18 protein-coding genes are annotated in these 14,929 nt (G+C 33.5%); 7 read left to right on the top strand and 11 right to left on the bottom strand.

Going from position 1 to position 14,929, the window contains the following annotated elements; translation table 11 throughout:
- Nucleotides 1-4: 4 nt before the first annotated feature.
- The 4 genes from IEV77_RS03505 to IEV77_RS03490 all read right to left on the bottom strand — a co-directional run bounded on the left by IEV77_RS03505 (nt 5) and on the right by IEV77_RS03490 (nt 3,325).
- Entirely contained in the window at nt 5-994 is a 990-nt protein-coding gene (locus IEV77_RS03505) for an aspartate-semialdehyde dehydrogenase (RefSeq protein WP_188461879.1), read from the bottom strand.
- Nucleotides 995-1,113: 119 nt separating this feature from the next.
- Nucleotides 1,114-1,518, bottom strand: coding sequence for a large conductance mechanosensitive channel protein MscL (gene mscL / locus IEV77_RS03500; protein ID WP_188461877.1), 405 nt, complete (start codon nt 1,516-1,518; stop codon nt 1,114-1,116).
- 60 nt (nt 1,519-1,578) lie between these two features.
- Complete coding sequence (alr, locus tag IEV77_RS03495; protein WP_188461875.1) at nt 1,579-2,685, bottom strand: alanine racemase; 1,107 nt, start codon at nt 2,683-2,685, stop codon at nt 1,579-1,581.
- A 1-nt stretch (nt 2,686) separates the two neighbouring features.
- Entirely contained in the window at nt 2,687-3,325 is a 639-nt protein-coding gene (locus tag IEV77_RS03490; RefSeq protein ID WP_188461873.1) for a thymidine kinase, read from the bottom strand.
- Between the two features lie 103 nt (nt 3,326-3,428).
- On the opposite strand from IEV77_RS03490, the gene IEV77_RS03485 reads away from it, so the two are divergent.
- Nucleotides 3,429-4,169, top strand: a complete 741-nt coding sequence (locus IEV77_RS03485; protein WP_188461871.1) for a DUF8457 domain-containing protein — start codon at nt 3,429-3,431, stop codon at nt 4,167-4,169.
- Nucleotides 4,169-4,852, top strand: coding sequence for a 16S rRNA (cytidine(1402)-2'-O)-methyltransferase (gene rsmI / locus IEV77_RS03480; protein WP_188461869.1), 684 nt, complete (start codon nt 4,169-4,171; stop codon nt 4,850-4,852). The genes IEV77_RS03485 and rsmI overlap by 1 nt, the downstream gene beginning before the upstream one ends.
- Here rsmI and IEV77_RS03475 read toward each other — a convergent pair whose 3' ends face one another.
- On the bottom strand, nt 4,853-5,071 hold the full coding sequence (locus IEV77_RS03475) for a hypothetical protein (RefSeq protein WP_188461867.1): 219 nt from the start codon (nt 5,069-5,071) through the stop codon (nt 4,853-4,855). It abuts the gene before it with no gap.
- A gap of 217 nt (nt 5,072-5,288) precedes the next feature.
- The gene (locus IEV77_RS03470; protein ID WP_188461865.1) at nt 5,289-5,879 is read right to left on the bottom strand and encodes a carboxymuconolactone decarboxylase family protein; all 591 of its coding nucleotides are present in this window, start codon (nt 5,877-5,879) and stop codon (nt 5,289-5,291) included.
- A 153-nt stretch (nt 5,880-6,032) separates the two neighbouring features.
- Here IEV77_RS03470 and IEV77_RS03465 point away from each other — a divergent pair, with 153 nt between their 5' ends.
- The 4 genes from IEV77_RS03465 (at nt 6,033) to IEV77_RS03450 (ending at nt 10,746) form a co-directional block, all read left to right on the top strand.
- A complete protein-coding gene (locus IEV77_RS03465) occupies nt 6,033-6,455 on the top strand; it encodes an OsmC family protein (protein WP_188461863.1) in 423 nt (140 codons plus the stop codon).
- A 98-nt stretch (nt 6,456-6,553) separates the two neighbouring features.
- Entirely contained in the window at nt 6,554-8,245 is a 1,692-nt protein-coding gene (recJ, locus tag IEV77_RS03460) for a single-stranded-DNA-specific exonuclease RecJ (protein WP_188461861.1), read from the top strand.
- Between the two features lie 20 nt (nt 8,246-8,265).
- Nucleotides 8,266-9,363 (top strand): OmpA family protein, encoded by a 1,098-nt coding sequence (locus tag IEV77_RS03455; RefSeq protein WP_188461859.1) that lies wholly within the window; start codon nt 8,266-8,268, stop codon nt 9,361-9,363.
- Between the two features lie 117 nt (nt 9,364-9,480).
- Entirely contained in the window at nt 9,481-10,746 is a 1,266-nt protein-coding gene (locus IEV77_RS03450; protein WP_188461857.1) for an MFS transporter, read from the top strand.
- Here the strand turns inward: IEV77_RS03450 and IEV77_RS03445 are convergent.
- Nucleotides 10,743-11,495, bottom strand: a complete 753-nt coding sequence (locus tag IEV77_RS03445; protein WP_188461855.1) for a UDP-2,3-diacylglucosamine diphosphatase — start codon at nt 11,493-11,495, stop codon at nt 10,743-10,745. The genes IEV77_RS03450 and IEV77_RS03445 overlap by 4 nt on opposite strands.
- A gap of 82 nt (nt 11,496-11,577) precedes the next feature.
- A complete protein-coding gene (locus IEV77_RS03440) occupies nt 11,578-12,027 on the bottom strand; it encodes a 6-pyruvoyl trahydropterin synthase family protein (protein ID WP_188461854.1) in 450 nt (149 codons plus the stop codon).
- 117 nt (nt 12,028-12,144) lie between these two features.
- Between IEV77_RS03440 and IEV77_RS03435 the strand changes: the two genes are divergently transcribed.
- Nucleotides 12,145-12,786 (top strand): 2OG-Fe(II) oxygenase, encoded by a 642-nt coding sequence (locus IEV77_RS03435; RefSeq protein WP_188461852.1) that lies wholly within the window; start codon nt 12,145-12,147, stop codon nt 12,784-12,786.
- Nucleotides 12,787-12,887: 101 nt separating this feature from the next.
- On the opposite strand, the gene IEV77_RS03430 is transcribed toward IEV77_RS03435, so the two are convergent.
- From IEV77_RS03430 to IEV77_RS03420, 3 genes are read right to left on the bottom strand one after another with little or no spacing between them, the layout of a single operon-like run.
- The gene (locus tag IEV77_RS03430) at nt 12,888-13,067 is read right to left on the bottom strand and encodes a hypothetical protein (protein WP_188463012.1); all 180 of its coding nucleotides are present in this window, start codon (nt 13,065-13,067) and stop codon (nt 12,888-12,890) included.
- Nucleotides 13,068-13,083: 16 nt separating this feature from the next.
- Nucleotides 13,084-14,418, bottom strand: a complete 1,335-nt coding sequence (locus IEV77_RS03425; protein WP_188461850.1) for an MATE family efflux transporter — start codon at nt 14,416-14,418, stop codon at nt 13,084-13,086.
- Nucleotides 14,415-14,915 carry a GNAT family N-acetyltransferase gene (locus IEV77_RS03420; RefSeq protein ID WP_188461848.1) on the bottom strand — a complete coding sequence of 167 codons (501 nt, stop codon included), beginning with the start codon at nt 14,913-14,915 and terminating at the stop codon, nt 14,415-14,417. Before IEV77_RS03420 ends, IEV77_RS03425 begins: the two co-directional genes overlap by 4 nt.
- Nucleotides 14,916-14,929 lie beyond the last annotated feature (14 nt).

Raw genomic sequence — 14,929 nt, 5'->3', positions numbered from 1 at the left:
GAATTTAAACCAGCTTGTTTTTCACTAAGTATTCGGCTATCTGAACGGTATTTGTAGCGGCACCTTTTCTTAAATTATCACTTACAATCCATAAATTTAAAGTGTTGGGTTGTGATTCATCCCTTCTTATTCTTCCAACAAAGACATCGTCTTTTCCCTGTGCATAAATAGGCATTGGATACAAGTTTACATCTGTATTATCTTGCACTACAATGCCTTCCGTATTACTTAATAATTGACGAACTTCAGTGACAACAAAATCGTTTTCAAACTCCACATTTACAGCTTCACTATGTCCACCAGACGTAGGAATACGCACAGCAGTAGCTGTAACAGAAATGGTTTTATCGTCCAGAATTTTTTGGGTTTCTCTCACCAATTTCATCTCTTCCTTTGTATAACCATTCTCCTCAAAAACATCGCAATGTGGTAAGGCGTTTTTGTGAATTGGATAAGGGTAAGCCATTTCACCTTTAACTCCAGCTAGCTCGTTTTCTAATTGTTTGATAGCCTTTACACCTGTGCCAGAAATGGATTGATAGGTAGAAACTACAATGCGTTTAATTTTATATTTTTTATGCAAAGGAGCCAATGCCATTACCATTTGAATGGTAGAGCAGTTTGGATTGGCAATAATTTTATCTGATTTTGTTAAGGTATTCGCATTAATTTCTGGAACAACCAACTTCGTGTTTAAATCCATTCTCCATGCCGAAGAGTTATCTATTACAGTGGTACCTATTGCAGCAAATTTTGGAGCCCATTCTAAAGAAGTTTCTCCTCCTGCTGAAAATAAGGCGATATCTGGTTTCATTGAAATAGCTGTATCCAATGAGACTACTTGGAAATCTTTATTTTTAAATGAAATTATTTTTCCAACAGATTTTTCAGAAGCCACTGGAATTAATTCAGTTATAGGAAATCGTCTTTCCTTCAAAACTTCTAACATAACTTCTCCAACCATTCCCGTTACTCCTACTACTGCTACTTTCATAAAATTGTAAATTTATATTACAAATTTATACATTAATTCATGTTGACGTTTAAAAAAAAGCATAAAAAAAAACAGCTTCACTTTGAAGCTGTTTTTGTAAAATCTATAAAGAACAGTATTTATTGTTTTTTTAATAAATCTCTAATTTGCAATAACAAATCGTTATCCGTTGGTCCAGCAGCTGGAGTAGGAGCTGGTTCTTCTTTTTTCTTCATTCTAGTAATCCCTTTTATAACCATAAACATTACAAAAGCAACGATTACAAAATCGATTACATTGGTTAAGAAATCACCATATAAAATGGCCACTTCGCCAGCCACTTCGCCAGCATCATTTACAACGCCTTCAGTAATAACATATTTTAAATCTTTAAAATCTGCATTGAATATTAACCCTATCAATGGAGAAACAATCCCTCCTGTAAAGGAAGCTACTACTTTATTGAAAGCGGCACCCATTACAAAGGCAACAGCAATATCAACCAGATTGCCCTTCATGGCAAATTCCTTGAATTCTTTTAACATAATAAGTGTTTTTAAATAGTTAGTAACTACGAATTTAAATAAAAAAAACTGAAATGGAAATTATTTAATAATCAATCGTTTAACACGCTGTGAAATGGCTGTAATTATTTCATAAGAAATAGAATTTACTCTTTCAGCAAACTGCGTGGCATTAGGATGTTGCCCAAAAATAATAACGGTATCGCCTTCTTTACAATCTATATCTGTAACATTCACCATAATCATATCCATACAGACATTTCCAACAATATAAGCTGGTTTTCCATGAATGGTTACATAGCCTTTTCCATTACCATACTGTCTACCTATACCATCTGCATGACCAATAGGAATGGTTGCTGTTTTTATAAACGAATCACTTTTATAAGCTCTATTATAGCCAACCGTTTCGCCTTTTTCTATGCTATGAATTTGCGAAATAACAGACTTTAATGTGGCAATAGGTGTAAAATGTTTGTTTTCTAATTCTGAATTTCCAAAGCCATAAATTCCAATCCCACTTCTTACCATGTCCAAATGTGCTTCTGGATAATTCAAAATCCCAGACGTATTGCATAAATGCAACATGGGTTTGTATCCAATAATTTTTATGAAGGACTCCGAAATGGATTGAAACAAATGTATTTGATCTAATGTGAAATCCTTTTCATTTAAATCTTCACTGGCTGCTAAATGGGAAAATATCGATTTCACCTTTACAGAGGAAGTCGCTTTTAATTTATCGACCACAGCCTTAATATCATCTTCATTAAAACCCAATCTATTTAAGCCTGTATTAAATTTTATATGAATGGGATAATCTTGTTGATTTTCTAGGGCAGCCGCTTCAATAAACTGATTGAAACTATTAAAATTGTATAAACTAGGCTCTAGACAACGGGCCATTATTGTTTTGTAATTAAAAGGTTGCGGATGCAAAACCAAAATAGGTTTGGTAATTCCAGCATCTCTTAACGCCACACCTTCATTTGTGTAAGCAACAGCAAAGTATGCTACGTCCAGGTTTTGCAAATATCCAGCAATTTCCTGAGCATCACTCCCATAAGCATAGGCTTTTACAACCACTAATAATTTGGCACCCTTTGTAATTCTAGATTTGAGATAATCATAATTATGCTGTAACGCATTTAAATCTACCTCAAGAACGGTTTCTTGCGTTTTAGGCATACTATTTATTAGATTTTGTAGAGATTTCTTCGGCATCATTCACCTTCATACTTCTAACTTTATCTCTTGTCATGGCTTTATAATAAGCCCCACGACTTAAAGGTTCGTATTCATCTACTTCCCCTAATAAAACCAGATTGTCATTTTTAGATAACCTATAACTATATTGCGCTAAATTTCCTGTTCTAGTACAAATAGCATGAACTTTGGTAACATATTCTGCAGTTGCCATAAGGTTTGGCATAGGTCCAAATGGATTTCCTTTAAAATCCATATCCAATCCAGCAACAATAACACGAACGCCTTTATTAGCTAAATCGTTGCAAACACGAACAATCTCGTCATCGAAAAACTGGGCTTCATCAATTCCAACCACGTCGCAACCATCGGCTAGAATTGGTATATTGGCAGCCGCAGGAACAGGAGTTGATCTAATTTCGTTTGCATCATGAGACACCACCATATTTTCGGCGTAACGCACGTCTATAGTAGGTTTAAAAATTTCCACTTTTTGCTTTGCAAATTGCGCACGCTTTAGTCTACGAATCAATTCTTCCGTCTTTCCTGAGAACATGGAACCACAGATTACTTCAATCCAACCAAATTGTTCTTTATGATTTACTGTATTTTCGAGAAACATTTTGTAATTTTAACACTAAAACAAAGTCTTATTTCGTTTTGTATAAAGGTGGCGTAAATTTATTAAAAATCAAACGCATAAAATAGATTAAATCTTAAAAGTTATGAAGAAGAAACTTGAAGCCGAATTAATGAGCATTGCCCATAGAATTTTGAAGTTAAAAGGTCAGGATAATATAGACAAAATGCACAAAGAAGTGGCTGCGCTTTATGAAAAATTGACCGTTTTAAAATTCGCTAAAGAGAATTTCAATAACGATCTACCAACTATTGGTAGCGATTCCTCTTTCTTTGGAATGCTAGATGTAGCATTTAACAACAAAGTAAGCGATAACATAGAATTTGAAGACAGAACCTATGTAAACTTAGACGATAGAGACCAGGATGATATTATGGAGCCTGCAATTGAAAAAATAAAAGATATGGTGGCACAAATGCCTGAAGAAGCGCAACAAATGGATGCTCTTTTTGAAAAAGCCTTTCCAAAAATAAAACATCATAAAAACGATTTTGAAGAAATAACGGCTGGATTTAATAACATGCCAGAATTTGACCCAGTGGATAAAACTAAGGTTAAAGATGATGTTAAAAAATCTTTAAACGATAAACTAAAAAGTAGAGGTTTAAATATTGATTTAAACGACAAACTGGCTTTTATTAAACACCTGTTTAATGGGGAAGTCTCAGATTATGATAGAGTTATTTCTCAAATAAACACATCTAGTTCTTTTGCAGAAGCTGAAAATCTTATCCAAAATGTTGTCAAACCAGATTACAAAAACTGGAAAGAAAAAGAAGTATACGAAACCCGATTCATGGAAATTATTGAAAGTAAATTTAATTAATGAGTAAACTCTATATTGTACCTACTCCTATTGGTAATTTAAAGGACATGACTTTTAGAGCTGTTGAGGTTTTAAAAGAAGTCGATTTAATTTTAGCTGAAGACACCCGAACTTCAGGTAAATTATTAAAACATTTTGAGGTTTCTACACCTTCACAATCTCATCATATGCATAACGAGCATAAAACGGTTGAAGGTTTAATAAACAAAATAAAAAGTGGCGTTACAATAGCTTTAATAAGTGATGCAGGAACCCCAGCTATTTCAGATCCAGGGTTTTTACTTGCTCGTGCATGTGTTGAAAATAACATTGAAGTAGATTGCCTACCAGGAGCGACAGCTTTTGTTCCAGCTCTGGTAAATAGCGGATTGCCTAACGACAAATTTGTTTTCGAAGGCTTTTTGCCGGTTAAAAAAGGACGACAAACTAGATTGTTACTTTTAGCTGAGGAAACTAGAACTATTATTTTTTACGAAAGCCCACATAAACTCATTAAAACACTTACACATTTTTGTGAATATTTTGGTAAAGACCGACCAATTTCCGTATCCCGTGAACTTACTAAACTCTACGAAGAAACCATTAGAGGATCTGCCAAAGAGGTTCTTGAACATTATACGAACAAACCTCCAAAAGGGGAAATTGTGATTGTGGTTGGAGGGAAGCCCTTAAAGGGTAAATAATCATTGCAATTCTGAACTTTTTTCAGAATTATTTATTTTGCCAATCAAAAAATAATTAATTGATTTAGTATTTTTTTCAAAACTTTCAATTTCTTTTATAGTAGCTTCAGGATGAAGTTTTTTATGTTGCCGTAATCTAATTAACAATCCTAACTTTAACACTTGACAAATTCCAATGATAAAACTTGATACTGCTCCAATTATTAAATAAGTCTCCATTCTTTCCAATATTTAAAAGCCAAGATAAATTGTCTTAAAGAAATTTGTTAAGACATGAAATTTCACCTTTACTTTTTTATATTATGATAACAAATCTAAATACTAGGATGGTTTTAAAATAGGACAGAAAAAAACCACTCAATTTTTGAGCAGGTTTTAATCTAATGTATCAAAAAATGAAGCGTTCTAATAATAGAGATTCCTGCCTCCGCAGGAATTAAAGATGCTTCCCTTTCTCCCATCCGTTCTTACCTAAATATTGATTACCACTTTCTACAGCGCCTTCTTCAATAGAAGTTCCCATAGAATCATTCCATCTATTCAAATATCCAAAAAGTGAAATAACTCCAAGCATCTCTACAATTTCACCTTCATTCCAATGTTCGTAAAGACGTGATTTTATTGTTTCATCAACCGCATTAGGCACTTGACTTGCCGCCAAGCTAAAGTCTAAAGCCGCACGTTCAGCGTCATTAAAAGCAGGATGCGTTCTATATTCCCAAATATTATCTAGTTGTTCTTGTTCTGCGCCATAACGTTCTGCGGCCCGAATGGCATGTGCTTGGCAATACCTACAACCTGTTGCATTACTTGAAACCCAAGCAATCATTCGTTTTAAAGCGGAAGTCACTCGACCCTCATTTGCCATAACAGCCTTATTTAAATTAATAAAAGCTTTAGAAATGGCTGGCCTGCGTTGCATGGTTAATACCGAATTTGGGCAAAACCCAAGCGTTTCATTAAAGAATTCTGCTAATTCTCTAGTTTCTAAATCGTGTTCTGCTGATAATGGTGTTACTAATGGCATAGTCTAAATTTTATTGGTATTTTTGATTAAATATAATGCCTAAAGTTCTAAGTGCCTAAAATACTTGAAGTGAATTTTATTTTCTCATAATAACAACTTCATAAATCTTAACTTTAGTGCACTTCAAGTACTTTTAACTTAAAACTTTTAAAAATGACAAATAAAGTAACAACTCACTGGAAAGGTAACATGCAATTTGAATCGGATAATCCAAACGGAAAAACGGTTTTAATGGACACAAGTCCAGAAAATGGCGGACATAGTTCTGGCTTAAGTCCGAAAGCCATGATGCTTTCAGCACTTGCTGGTTGCTCAGGTTTGGATGTCGTTTCTGTTTTAGATAAAATGAAAGTGAATATCTCCGATTTTAGAATGGATACATTTGGCGAATTAACTGAAGAGCATCCAAAATATTACCATACAGTTTCAGTAGAATATCATTTTTATGGCGACCATTTAGACGAAAATAAAATTAAAAAAGCAGTCGATTTATCCGTTGATAAATATTGTGGAGTCATGGAAATGTTTCGCAAGTTTGCAACCGTAAAGACCTCGATTCATTATCATAATAAATAAAACTTAAAGTGCCTAAAGTACTCTAAAGTTATAAGTACTTAGAGTTCATTTTTAACAACTTTAGGTGTTTTAGGCACTTAAAACTTATAACTTTCAAAATGCGTTGGACTCTAAAACCAAAACCTGAGGCTAGTAAATTGGCTTTCTTACAAAAGTCTCTTCAAATAGATGAGGTCGTGGCTACGTTGTTGTTGCAACGTGGTATCGAAACGTATGAAGATGCAAAAACATTTTTTAGACCTAGTCTAGAACATTTACACGATCCGTTTTTAATGAAAGATATGGATCGAGCTGTTGCACGCATTGAACTTGCTTTGGCTAATAATGAAAATATTCTAGTTTTTGGAGATTATGATGTAGATGGCACATCTTCAGTCGCATTAATGTCAACCTATTTAAAAACAAGAACAGATCAAGTTGCTACCTATATTCCTGATAGATACGACGAAGGTTATGGTGTCTCAATAAAAGGTATCGACTTCGCACACGATAACGATTTCTCCTTAATTATCGCTTTAGATTGTGGCGTTAAAGCCATTGACAAGGTTGCTTATGCTAAAGAAAAAGGCCTCGATTTCATCATCTGCGATCACCACAGACCTGGAAAAGACCTTCCAAATGCAGTTGCTGTTTTAGACCCAAAACGAGACGATTGTAATTACCCGTTTAAAGAACTTTGTGGTTGTGGTGTTGGCTTTAAACTTATTCAGGCATTGGCTTCAAAAGAAGGTAAATCGGTTGAAGAATTAACCGACTATTTAGATTTGGTGGCCACCGCCATTGGCGCTGATATTGTTCCAATTGTTGGCGAAAATAGAGTCTTAGCTTATTTGGGATTGCAAGTAATAAATACCAATCCACGCCCTGGAATTAAAGCCATAATCAATCAAGTTAAAAAAGATATTTTAACCATTACAGATGTTGTTTTTATTGTAGCTCCTAGAATCAATGCTGCAGGACGCATGAAACATGGTAATTATGCTGTGACTTTACTAAGTGAAACCGATTATAATTTAGCAGAAACTTATGCTGAAGAAATTGAAGCTTTTAATACAGACCGAAGAGAAGCAGATAAACGCATTACGGAAGAAGCTCTTTTACAAATAGAAAACAACAACGAACAAGAGGGTTTTACAACGGTTGTATATCATGAAACTTGGCATAAAGGCGTTATTGGAATTGTGGCTTCACGACTTATAGAAACCTATTACAGACCAACTTTAGTGTTTACAAAAAGTGGCGATAGTCTCGCAGCTTCGGCACGTTCGGTTTCCGGATTTGATGTCTATAATGCATTGGAAGCTTGTGCTGAACATATCGAACAATTTGGAGGTCATAAATACGCCGCCGGCCTTACTTTAAAAGTAGAAAACTACGAAGCCTTTAAACAAGCTTTTGAAGATGAAGTCTCTCGAACCATTGATAAAAATTTACTCGTTCCAGAAATTAAAATAGACTTCAATATTAATCTAGCCCAAATAGATGGCAAATTATGGCGCATATTGTGTCAATTTGCACCTTACGGACCAGGAAATATGACTCCTGTTTTTATGTCTGAAGACCTTAAGGATACAGGTTACGGAAAATGTGTTGGGGAAGAGGATAAGCATTTGCGCATTACAGTAAAACAACCAGGAAGTGACAAATTAGTGTGCATTGGTTTTAACTTAGGAGACAAGCTTCATTTAATTAAGGACAACCAATTATTTAAAGCCGTTTATACTATAGACGAAAATCATTGGCAAGGCAATACCTCGCTACAATTGAAATTGAGAGATCTTAGGGAATAATATTTTTAGCATTTTAAGACATGGTAAAAACAATTTACATTTTATTTTTCAATGTTCTTGTTCTGTTTTGTCAGGCTCAAAACCTTGTTCTTAATCCAAGTTTTGAAGAATTTAAATACTGCCCAGAACACCTTGGTAATTTCAATAAAAACGTATCACAATGGTCCATACCTAATTTAGGGTCTACAGATTATTTTAATTCTTGTAGTAAAGCTATCGGTTTTACAAATTTCTTTGGAAATCAAAATCCTAAAACAGGGAAGGCTTATGCCGGAATGTATGTGATGGCTCCCGAAGATTATCGAGAATACATCCAAGGAGAATTTTTAAACGTTTTGACAAAAGGAGAAAAATACACTTTATCGTTTTATATCAATCTAGCAGCAAATTCTAGCCATGCTATTAAAGATCTTGGTGTACTATTTTTAAATAAGCCTTTAAAATCTTCATCAGATAAAGTAATTAATGTAAACTCCATTCTAAATAACATTGAAAAAAGCCATTTCACCATAATATACAGCCTTCAGTTTTACACCGAAAAAGAACAATGGGAACTAGTAACTTTCGACTTTGTATCTAAAGGATTTGAGCAATTTTTTATTATTGGAAATTTTGATCCGAACAAAAAATTGGCAACCATTAAAATTCAAGAATCTAAACATCCAGATGCATCTTATTATTACTTGGACGACATAAGTGTCATTCCTTTTGAAGTTGGAAAAACAAAGGAGATTTCAATTAATAATATAGAAAATTATCAGGTTCTAGAAGAAAATACGGTTTACACGCTTCAAAATGTGCAATTCGATTTCAATAAATCAAATTTATTAGATGCCTCTATTAAAGAACTCGATCAATTATATAATTATTTAGAAAAACATAAAACCTTGTCCATTGAAATTTATGGTCATACCGATCACGTTGGAAGTGAAAAAAGAAATGAGGAATTATCTCTTCTTCGAGCCAAAAATGTTGCCTTATACTTAATTTCAAAAGGTTTAAATCCCACTAGAATTATTGCTCAAGGTTTTGGTGATAGGTTTCCAATGTCATCCAATAATACAGATGAAGGTCGTGCTTTAAATAGAAGAGTTGAGTTTAAACTCGTGAAAAATTAAAAATATGCATCAGGTTATTTTACATTTGTAAAAGATTCTAAAATAGTCCTTTCAGGTTTTTGTAACCTTTTAGGACTTTAAATAATTAAAAGGTTCCTACTTTCACAGGAAGATCATATGGCAAAAAAAGATCCTTACGCCGCTTTGCGGATAAAAGAATTTAATATATTTCTCCTATTACGCTTTGCTTTGGTTTTTGGTTGGTCTATGCAATTTATTATTATAGAATGGCAAGTATATAGTATTACCAAAGATCCTTTATCTTTGGGTATTATAGGCCTAATGGAAATTATTCCAGCTCTGTCCATGGCCTTGTTTGCAGGACACATTGTGGATCAAAATGAAAAAAGAAATTTACTAGCTAAATGTATTGCCTTTTTCTCACTTATAAGTTTAGGGCTTTTCCTATTAACATGGCCCAGAATTGTTGCAGATTGGTCAACAAATACGATTCTATATTGCATTTATGCTTTGGTGTTTTTTGGGGGTTTTATACGCTCCTTTTTCGGACCAACCATTTTCTCTTTAATCGCATTAATTGTTCCAAAGAAAATTTATCCAAATGCGGCTACTTGGAGTAGTTCCACTTGGCAAATGGCGTCTGTTTTGGGACCTGCAACTGCTGGTTTTTTAATTAGTGCTATTGGAGTTCATTGGTCTTTATGCTTTGTGTTTGGCTTGGTAATGTTTTCGTTTATCGTTTTATTTAGAATAAAAAAGAAACCTATTTTGAATCCTAAAATTGGAGAACCTGTGATGCAGAGTTTAAAAGAAGGCCTCCAATTTGTTTTTAAAACCAAAGCCGTTTTAGGAGCCTTAACTTTAGATATGGTAGCGGTACTTTTTGGAGGTGCTGTTGCTTTACTTCCCATATTTGCCCAAGATATTTTAAAAGTAGGTAGTGAAGGTTTTGGTGTGTTGCGTGCCGCTCCTGCTGTAGGAGCATTTTTAACCATGTTGGCAACCGCTTACCTTCCTATTAGTAAAAATGCCGGAATGAAATTACTAGTGGCTATTTTTGGATTTGGAGTCAGTATTATTGTCTTTGGTCTGTCGTCTATATTCTGGATTTCGGTAGTGGCACTTTTCTTTAGCGGTGTTACAGACGGTGTGTCCATGGTTATTAGACAAACCATTTTACAGATAAAAACACCAGATCATATGCGAGGGCGCGTATCTTCAGTAAACTCTATGTTTGTTGGGTCTTCTAACGAGCTTGGCGCCTTTGAAAGTGGTGTTACTGCTAAGCTTTTTGGAACTGTAACTGCAGTGGTTTTTGGAGGAACAATGACATTAATTACGGTTTTAACTACAGGGATTGTATCTCCTTCGTTTAGAAAGTTAGACTTGAGAAAAGATATTGAAGAACATGAGAAGGATTAATACTCTTTCAACTCCATGGATTCCCCATCAAAAACGCCATAGGTATAATAACCAATCCAATCGCCTAGATTGATGTATTTTGACTTCTCACTAATGTCAATAGTTAATGGTAGATGTCTATGTCCAAACACATAATAATCTCTATGTTTTTCTTCCTGTTTTCTCTTACAATATTGTACAAGCCATTCATTTTCTTCTCCTAAAAACTTAGCATCATCGTCTCCTGAAATCAATTTATTTTTTACAGAAAGATATTGCGCCAATTTCACTCCTAAATCTGGATGCAACCAACGGAAAAGCCATTTACTAAACGGATTAGTAAATACTTTTTTCATGCGCTTGTAACCCATGTCGCCAGGTCCTAAACCATCTCCATGACCTATTAAAAAAGTTTGATTATTAAAGGTGAATTCTTGGGGCTCATGATATACAGGAATATTTAATTCTTCTTCAAAATAACCATTCATCCAAAGATCATGATTTCCAACAAAATAGTAAATAGGAATTCCAGAATCGCTGATTTCTGCAAGCTTTCCAAGGGTTCTAGTAAACCCTTTAGGTACTACGGTTTTATATTCAAACCAAAAATCGAATAAATCTCCCATTAAAAAAATAACGGCAGCATCTTGCTTGACTTCATCTAACCAAGCTACAAATTTCTTTTCACGAGGCCGAGATTCTTCTGGCGTTGGTGCTCCTAGATGATTATCTGAAGCAAAATAAATTTTTTTTCCTTTGGGAATATTCATGAAGTAAATATAATTAATTCCTATGAAGGTGGAATCTTATTGTGATAGTTTAGGTTTTTAAACCAAAAACCGAGATTGTAAACTAATTATCAGAGGCATACCATTCGGCAAAACTAGAATCTGTTTCTTGAAGTTTTAATGAAAACAAAGAAATATGACTTGGTAAATATTTTTTAATTTTATCTGCAAAATCAATTACCATCATTTCACTGGTAGGTTGGTAATCTACCAAAAGTACGCTATGGCCTCTATCTGAAAGCTCTTTAGCCAATTCGACATGTGGCGTGTTTTTATTAAAAACGGTTGCATGATCAAAAACATCAACAATTTCGTTTTTAACTATTTTCTTAAGATCTCCAAAATCTATAACCATTCCAAATTTCACGTTATCCGTGTCCGAAATGGGAGTTCCTATTACTGTAACAGATAGTTTATAACTATGTCCATGAACATTTTTACACTTCCCATCATAGCCATAAAGTGCGTGACCTGTTTCGAAAGAAAATAACTTTGTTATTCTAATTTTACTCATTGTAAACTTTATTATGAGTGCAAAGATAATCGTTTTGTAAAAGGAATATGAATTTAGACTACATTTGGCCAATAATTGGCAATAATTTTTGTTTATATACCTGTTTTCTTGTAACCAATGAACTTACTTTTTGAAGAAATCCCTTTTGTAGAAAATCCTCAATATGAGCGTATCATTGAAGACATTTTAGCAAAGCAATATTGTATTGTTGAAGATTTTTTTACTGCCGATGACGTTTTAGAACTAAGACAATCCTTAATTAATAAGCACGAAGAAGACAGATTTAAAAAAGCCGCAATTGGTAATCGTGTTAACGAAACTATTATTAAATCCATTCGAGGCGATGTTATTTTATGGATCGATGAACTAAAAGCCAATGAGGCAGAAATGTTGTTCTTCAATAAAATAAATAGTTTGGTCAATTATTTAAATAAAACCTGCTTCTTGGGTATTTTACATAAAGAATTCCATTATGCTTTATATCCTACAGACACTTTTTATAAAAGGCACTTGGATACGTTTCAAAATGATGACAGACGAAAATTATCTTTTGTTTGTTATTTAAATGAAGATGGCTGGTTGCCTGAAAATGGTGGCGAATTGGTTTTGTACTTAGATGAAAATGGCCAAGAAACAGAAAAAGTAATTTATCCGTTTCCTGGACGTGTTGTTATTTTTGAGAGCCAAGTCTTAGAACATGAAGTAAAACCTGTAAACACAGAAAGATTGAGTATTACAGGTTGGTTAAAAACGCGATAATCTATCTATTTTTTCTACGGTTATACACGTAAATAATGACTAAAACTACGGCTAGCACTAGAAATAATCCATTACCTCCTAAAAAATTTAAAAAATCCATATTATTCGTTATTTGATTTGTTCTTATTATATCTATAAATGGCATACGCAATAATTACAAGGGTAACGAAAGGCAATAAACTTCCAATAAACACGCCAATTTCATACGAATCGTCTGGAGCACTCTTAATTTTTTCGTTTATATCGACCTCTTGAAATAAGCTAATTATTGAAAACATCATTTATTTTTTTTCAAAGTTAATTCTTTTTCGAAAGTGGTAAAAATTCTTTCCTAAATATTATGATTAAAGGGAAACCTCTGGCTATAATCCAGCAAGTAAATGCAATAAAAATGGCATAGAGTTTTAAGTCTAAAGAATCTAACCAAAACAATACTGGAACAAAAACCAAAAATGTTGAAAGCAATAAGAGATTTCTTAAATCCTTCATTTTGCCAAGGCCTTTAAACATACCATCAAAAATAAAAGCAATGGCACATAAAGGTTGCATGGCTAAAACCATCCAAAATATGTTATAAAACGCTTCTAAAACCTCCGGTTCTTTAGTGAAAAGAGTTCCCAAGGAATAATAAAACATACTACCAATTATGGCCATAATCAATCCTAAAGAAATACCATATCTAATAAGCTTGTTACTTAACTTAATGAGCTTATGGTATTCTTTTCCTCCTAAGAGCTTTCCAGATAAAATATTTCCAGCACTAGCATATCCATCAATTATAAAAGCACCAAGAAACCACAAATTAATGGCTATGGTATAAGCCGCAATGTACTGTTTTCCATAACTGGTTGAAAAGGCACTAGCAAAATAAAGCGTGACATTTAAAGCTAATGTTCTAACAAATAAGTTAAGAATCATGTATACAAATCGTTTCATTTCTTTATTAAAAGGAAGTTGTAATTTCAAAGAAATGGGTGTCTTTTTAATTAAAAAATAGGCGGATAAAATTGCCATAATAAATTGTGCAATCACACTCGCATAAGCAGCTCCCTGAATATGTAATGCAGGAATATGTCCCTGAATTCCATAAACCAAAATAATATCGAGAACAATGTTTGAAGTGGCTCCAATTATAGCAATAATCATTGGATAGTAGGTGTTTTGCAAACCTCTAAAGGCACCAAATACAGCTATGGTAAATAAGGTGAAGGGAAAACCAAACACTCTAATTTCATAATAGGAAACACTATAATCTAATATAAGATTTGAGGCATTATAAAGTTTAAAAATCTGTTCAGCAAAAGGATAAGTTACTAGAATAATTAAAACGCTTAAAGACGTAATTATAAAAATAGCTTGAGCTGGTAGGTTTTTTACTTTATCCAAATTATTAGCTCCAACATATTGTGAAACTATAGAAGAAATAGCACTTCTTGTTTGTCCTAAAACCCAAATTAACATGGAAATAAAAGCTCCTACAATACCAACAGCCGCTAAAGACTCTGTTGCATTTATATCTATATTTCCAACAATGGCCGTGTCGGTTAATGATAAAATAGGCTCAGACACTCCAGCAATTAAAGCTGGAATTGCCAATTTATTAATATGTTTAAAGCTAATGTTTGTACTCACAAGACTAGTTCATAACAGTAAAAAGAAGATTTACTTTGGTTTGGGAAATAAATTTCACCTAAGCGTTTATAACGGCGAAGTTCGTAAAATTTTTGGTTATTTATATTTTCAGAAAACGTATCCAACCGGACAGATTTAAAGCTGTTTTTCATTGCAAAAGCTTCGGCAAAATCCATGAGCTTTTTAGCAAAACCTTTGCGTTGTTGATTTGGATGGATAGCCAATCTGTGAATATACAGGTTGTTCTTATTTTTAGTTAACCATTTAACAGGTAGATATTCTTCATCCATTAAAGTTGAAAGCACCATACAACCTATAATGTTTGACTGATACTCCAAGACATACAATTCATTTCTAAGCACATCCTTTTCAAATATATTTTTATTAGGGTAGGACTCATTCCATTGAAAAACACCCATATCCGTCAAAAATAACCCACACGCCTGGGTAATTTCTAAAATGGTATCAATATCTTTATTAGTAGCTTTCCGAATCATTTTTAATGTTTACT

Source organism: Xanthomarina arctica (genome assembly GCF_014638915.1).
Taxonomy (GTDB): Bacteria; Bacteroidota; Bacteroidia; order Flavobacteriales; family Flavobacteriaceae; genus Xanthomarina; species Xanthomarina arctica.
Note: the sequence above shows the minus strand (reverse complement) of the source record. Positions and strands in the feature narration are given on the sequence as shown.

What these genes read in the sequence shown, in the direction of transcription:
- IEV77_RS03420 (WP_188461848.1), bottom strand. Translation starts at nt 14,915, where the DNA reads ATGATTCGGAAAGCTACTAATAAAGATATTGATACCATTTTAGAAATT.
- mscL (WP_188461877.1), bottom strand. Translation starts at nt 1,518, where the DNA reads ATGTTAAAAGAATTCAAGGAATTTGCCATGAAGGGCAATCTGGTTGAT.
- IEV77_RS03470 (WP_188461865.1), bottom strand. Translation starts at nt 5,879, where the DNA reads ATGCCATTAGTAACACCATTATCAGCAGAACACGATTTAGAAACTAGA.
- rsmI (WP_188461869.1), top strand. Translation starts at nt 4,169, where the DNA reads ATGAGTAAACTCTATATTGTACCTACTCCTATTGGTAATTTAAAGGAC.
- IEV77_RS03485 (WP_188461871.1), top strand. Translation starts at nt 3,429, where the DNA reads ATGAAGAAGAAACTTGAAGCCGAATTAATGAGCATTGCCCATAGAATT.
- IEV77_RS03435 (WP_188461852.1), top strand. Translation starts at nt 12,145, where the DNA reads ATGAACTTACTTTTTGAAGAAATCCCTTTTGTAGAAAATCCTCAATAT.
- IEV77_RS03430 (WP_188463012.1), bottom strand. Translation starts at nt 13,067, where the DNA reads ATGATGTTTTCAATAATTAGCTTATTTCAAGAGGTCGATATAAACGAA.
- IEV77_RS03455 (WP_188461859.1), top strand. Translation starts at nt 8,266, where the DNA reads ATGGTAAAAACAATTTACATTTTATTTTTCAATGTTCTTGTTCTGTTT.
- alr (WP_188461875.1), bottom strand. Translation starts at nt 2,685, where the DNA reads ATGCCTAAAACGCAAGAAACCGTTCTTGAGGTAGATTTAAATGCGTTA.
- IEV77_RS03490 (WP_188461873.1), bottom strand. Translation starts at nt 3,325, where the DNA reads ATGTTTCTCGAAAATACAGTAAATCATAAAGAACAATTTGGTTGGATT.
- IEV77_RS03475 (WP_188461867.1), bottom strand. Translation starts at nt 5,071, where the DNA reads ATGGAGACTTATTTAATAATTGGAGCAGTATCAAGTTTTATCATTGGA.
- recJ (WP_188461861.1), top strand. Translation starts at nt 6,554, where the DNA reads ATGCGTTGGACTCTAAAACCAAAACCTGAGGCTAGTAAATTGGCTTTC.
- IEV77_RS03505 (WP_188461879.1), bottom strand. Translation starts at nt 994, where the DNA reads ATGAAAGTAGCAGTAGTAGGAGTAACGGGAATGGTTGGAGAAGTTATG.
- IEV77_RS03450 (WP_188461857.1), top strand. Translation starts at nt 9,481, where the DNA reads ATGGCAAAAAAAGATCCTTACGCCGCTTTGCGGATAAAAGAATTTAAT.
- IEV77_RS03465 (WP_188461863.1), top strand. Translation starts at nt 6,033, where the DNA reads ATGACAAATAAAGTAACAACTCACTGGAAAGGTAACATGCAATTTGAA.
- IEV77_RS03440 (WP_188461854.1), bottom strand. Translation starts at nt 12,027, where the DNA reads ATGAGTAAAATTAGAATAACAAAGTTATTTTCTTTCGAAACAGGTCAC.
- IEV77_RS03445 (WP_188461855.1), bottom strand. Translation starts at nt 11,495, where the DNA reads ATGAATATTCCCAAAGGAAAAAAAATTTATTTTGCTTCAGATAATCAT.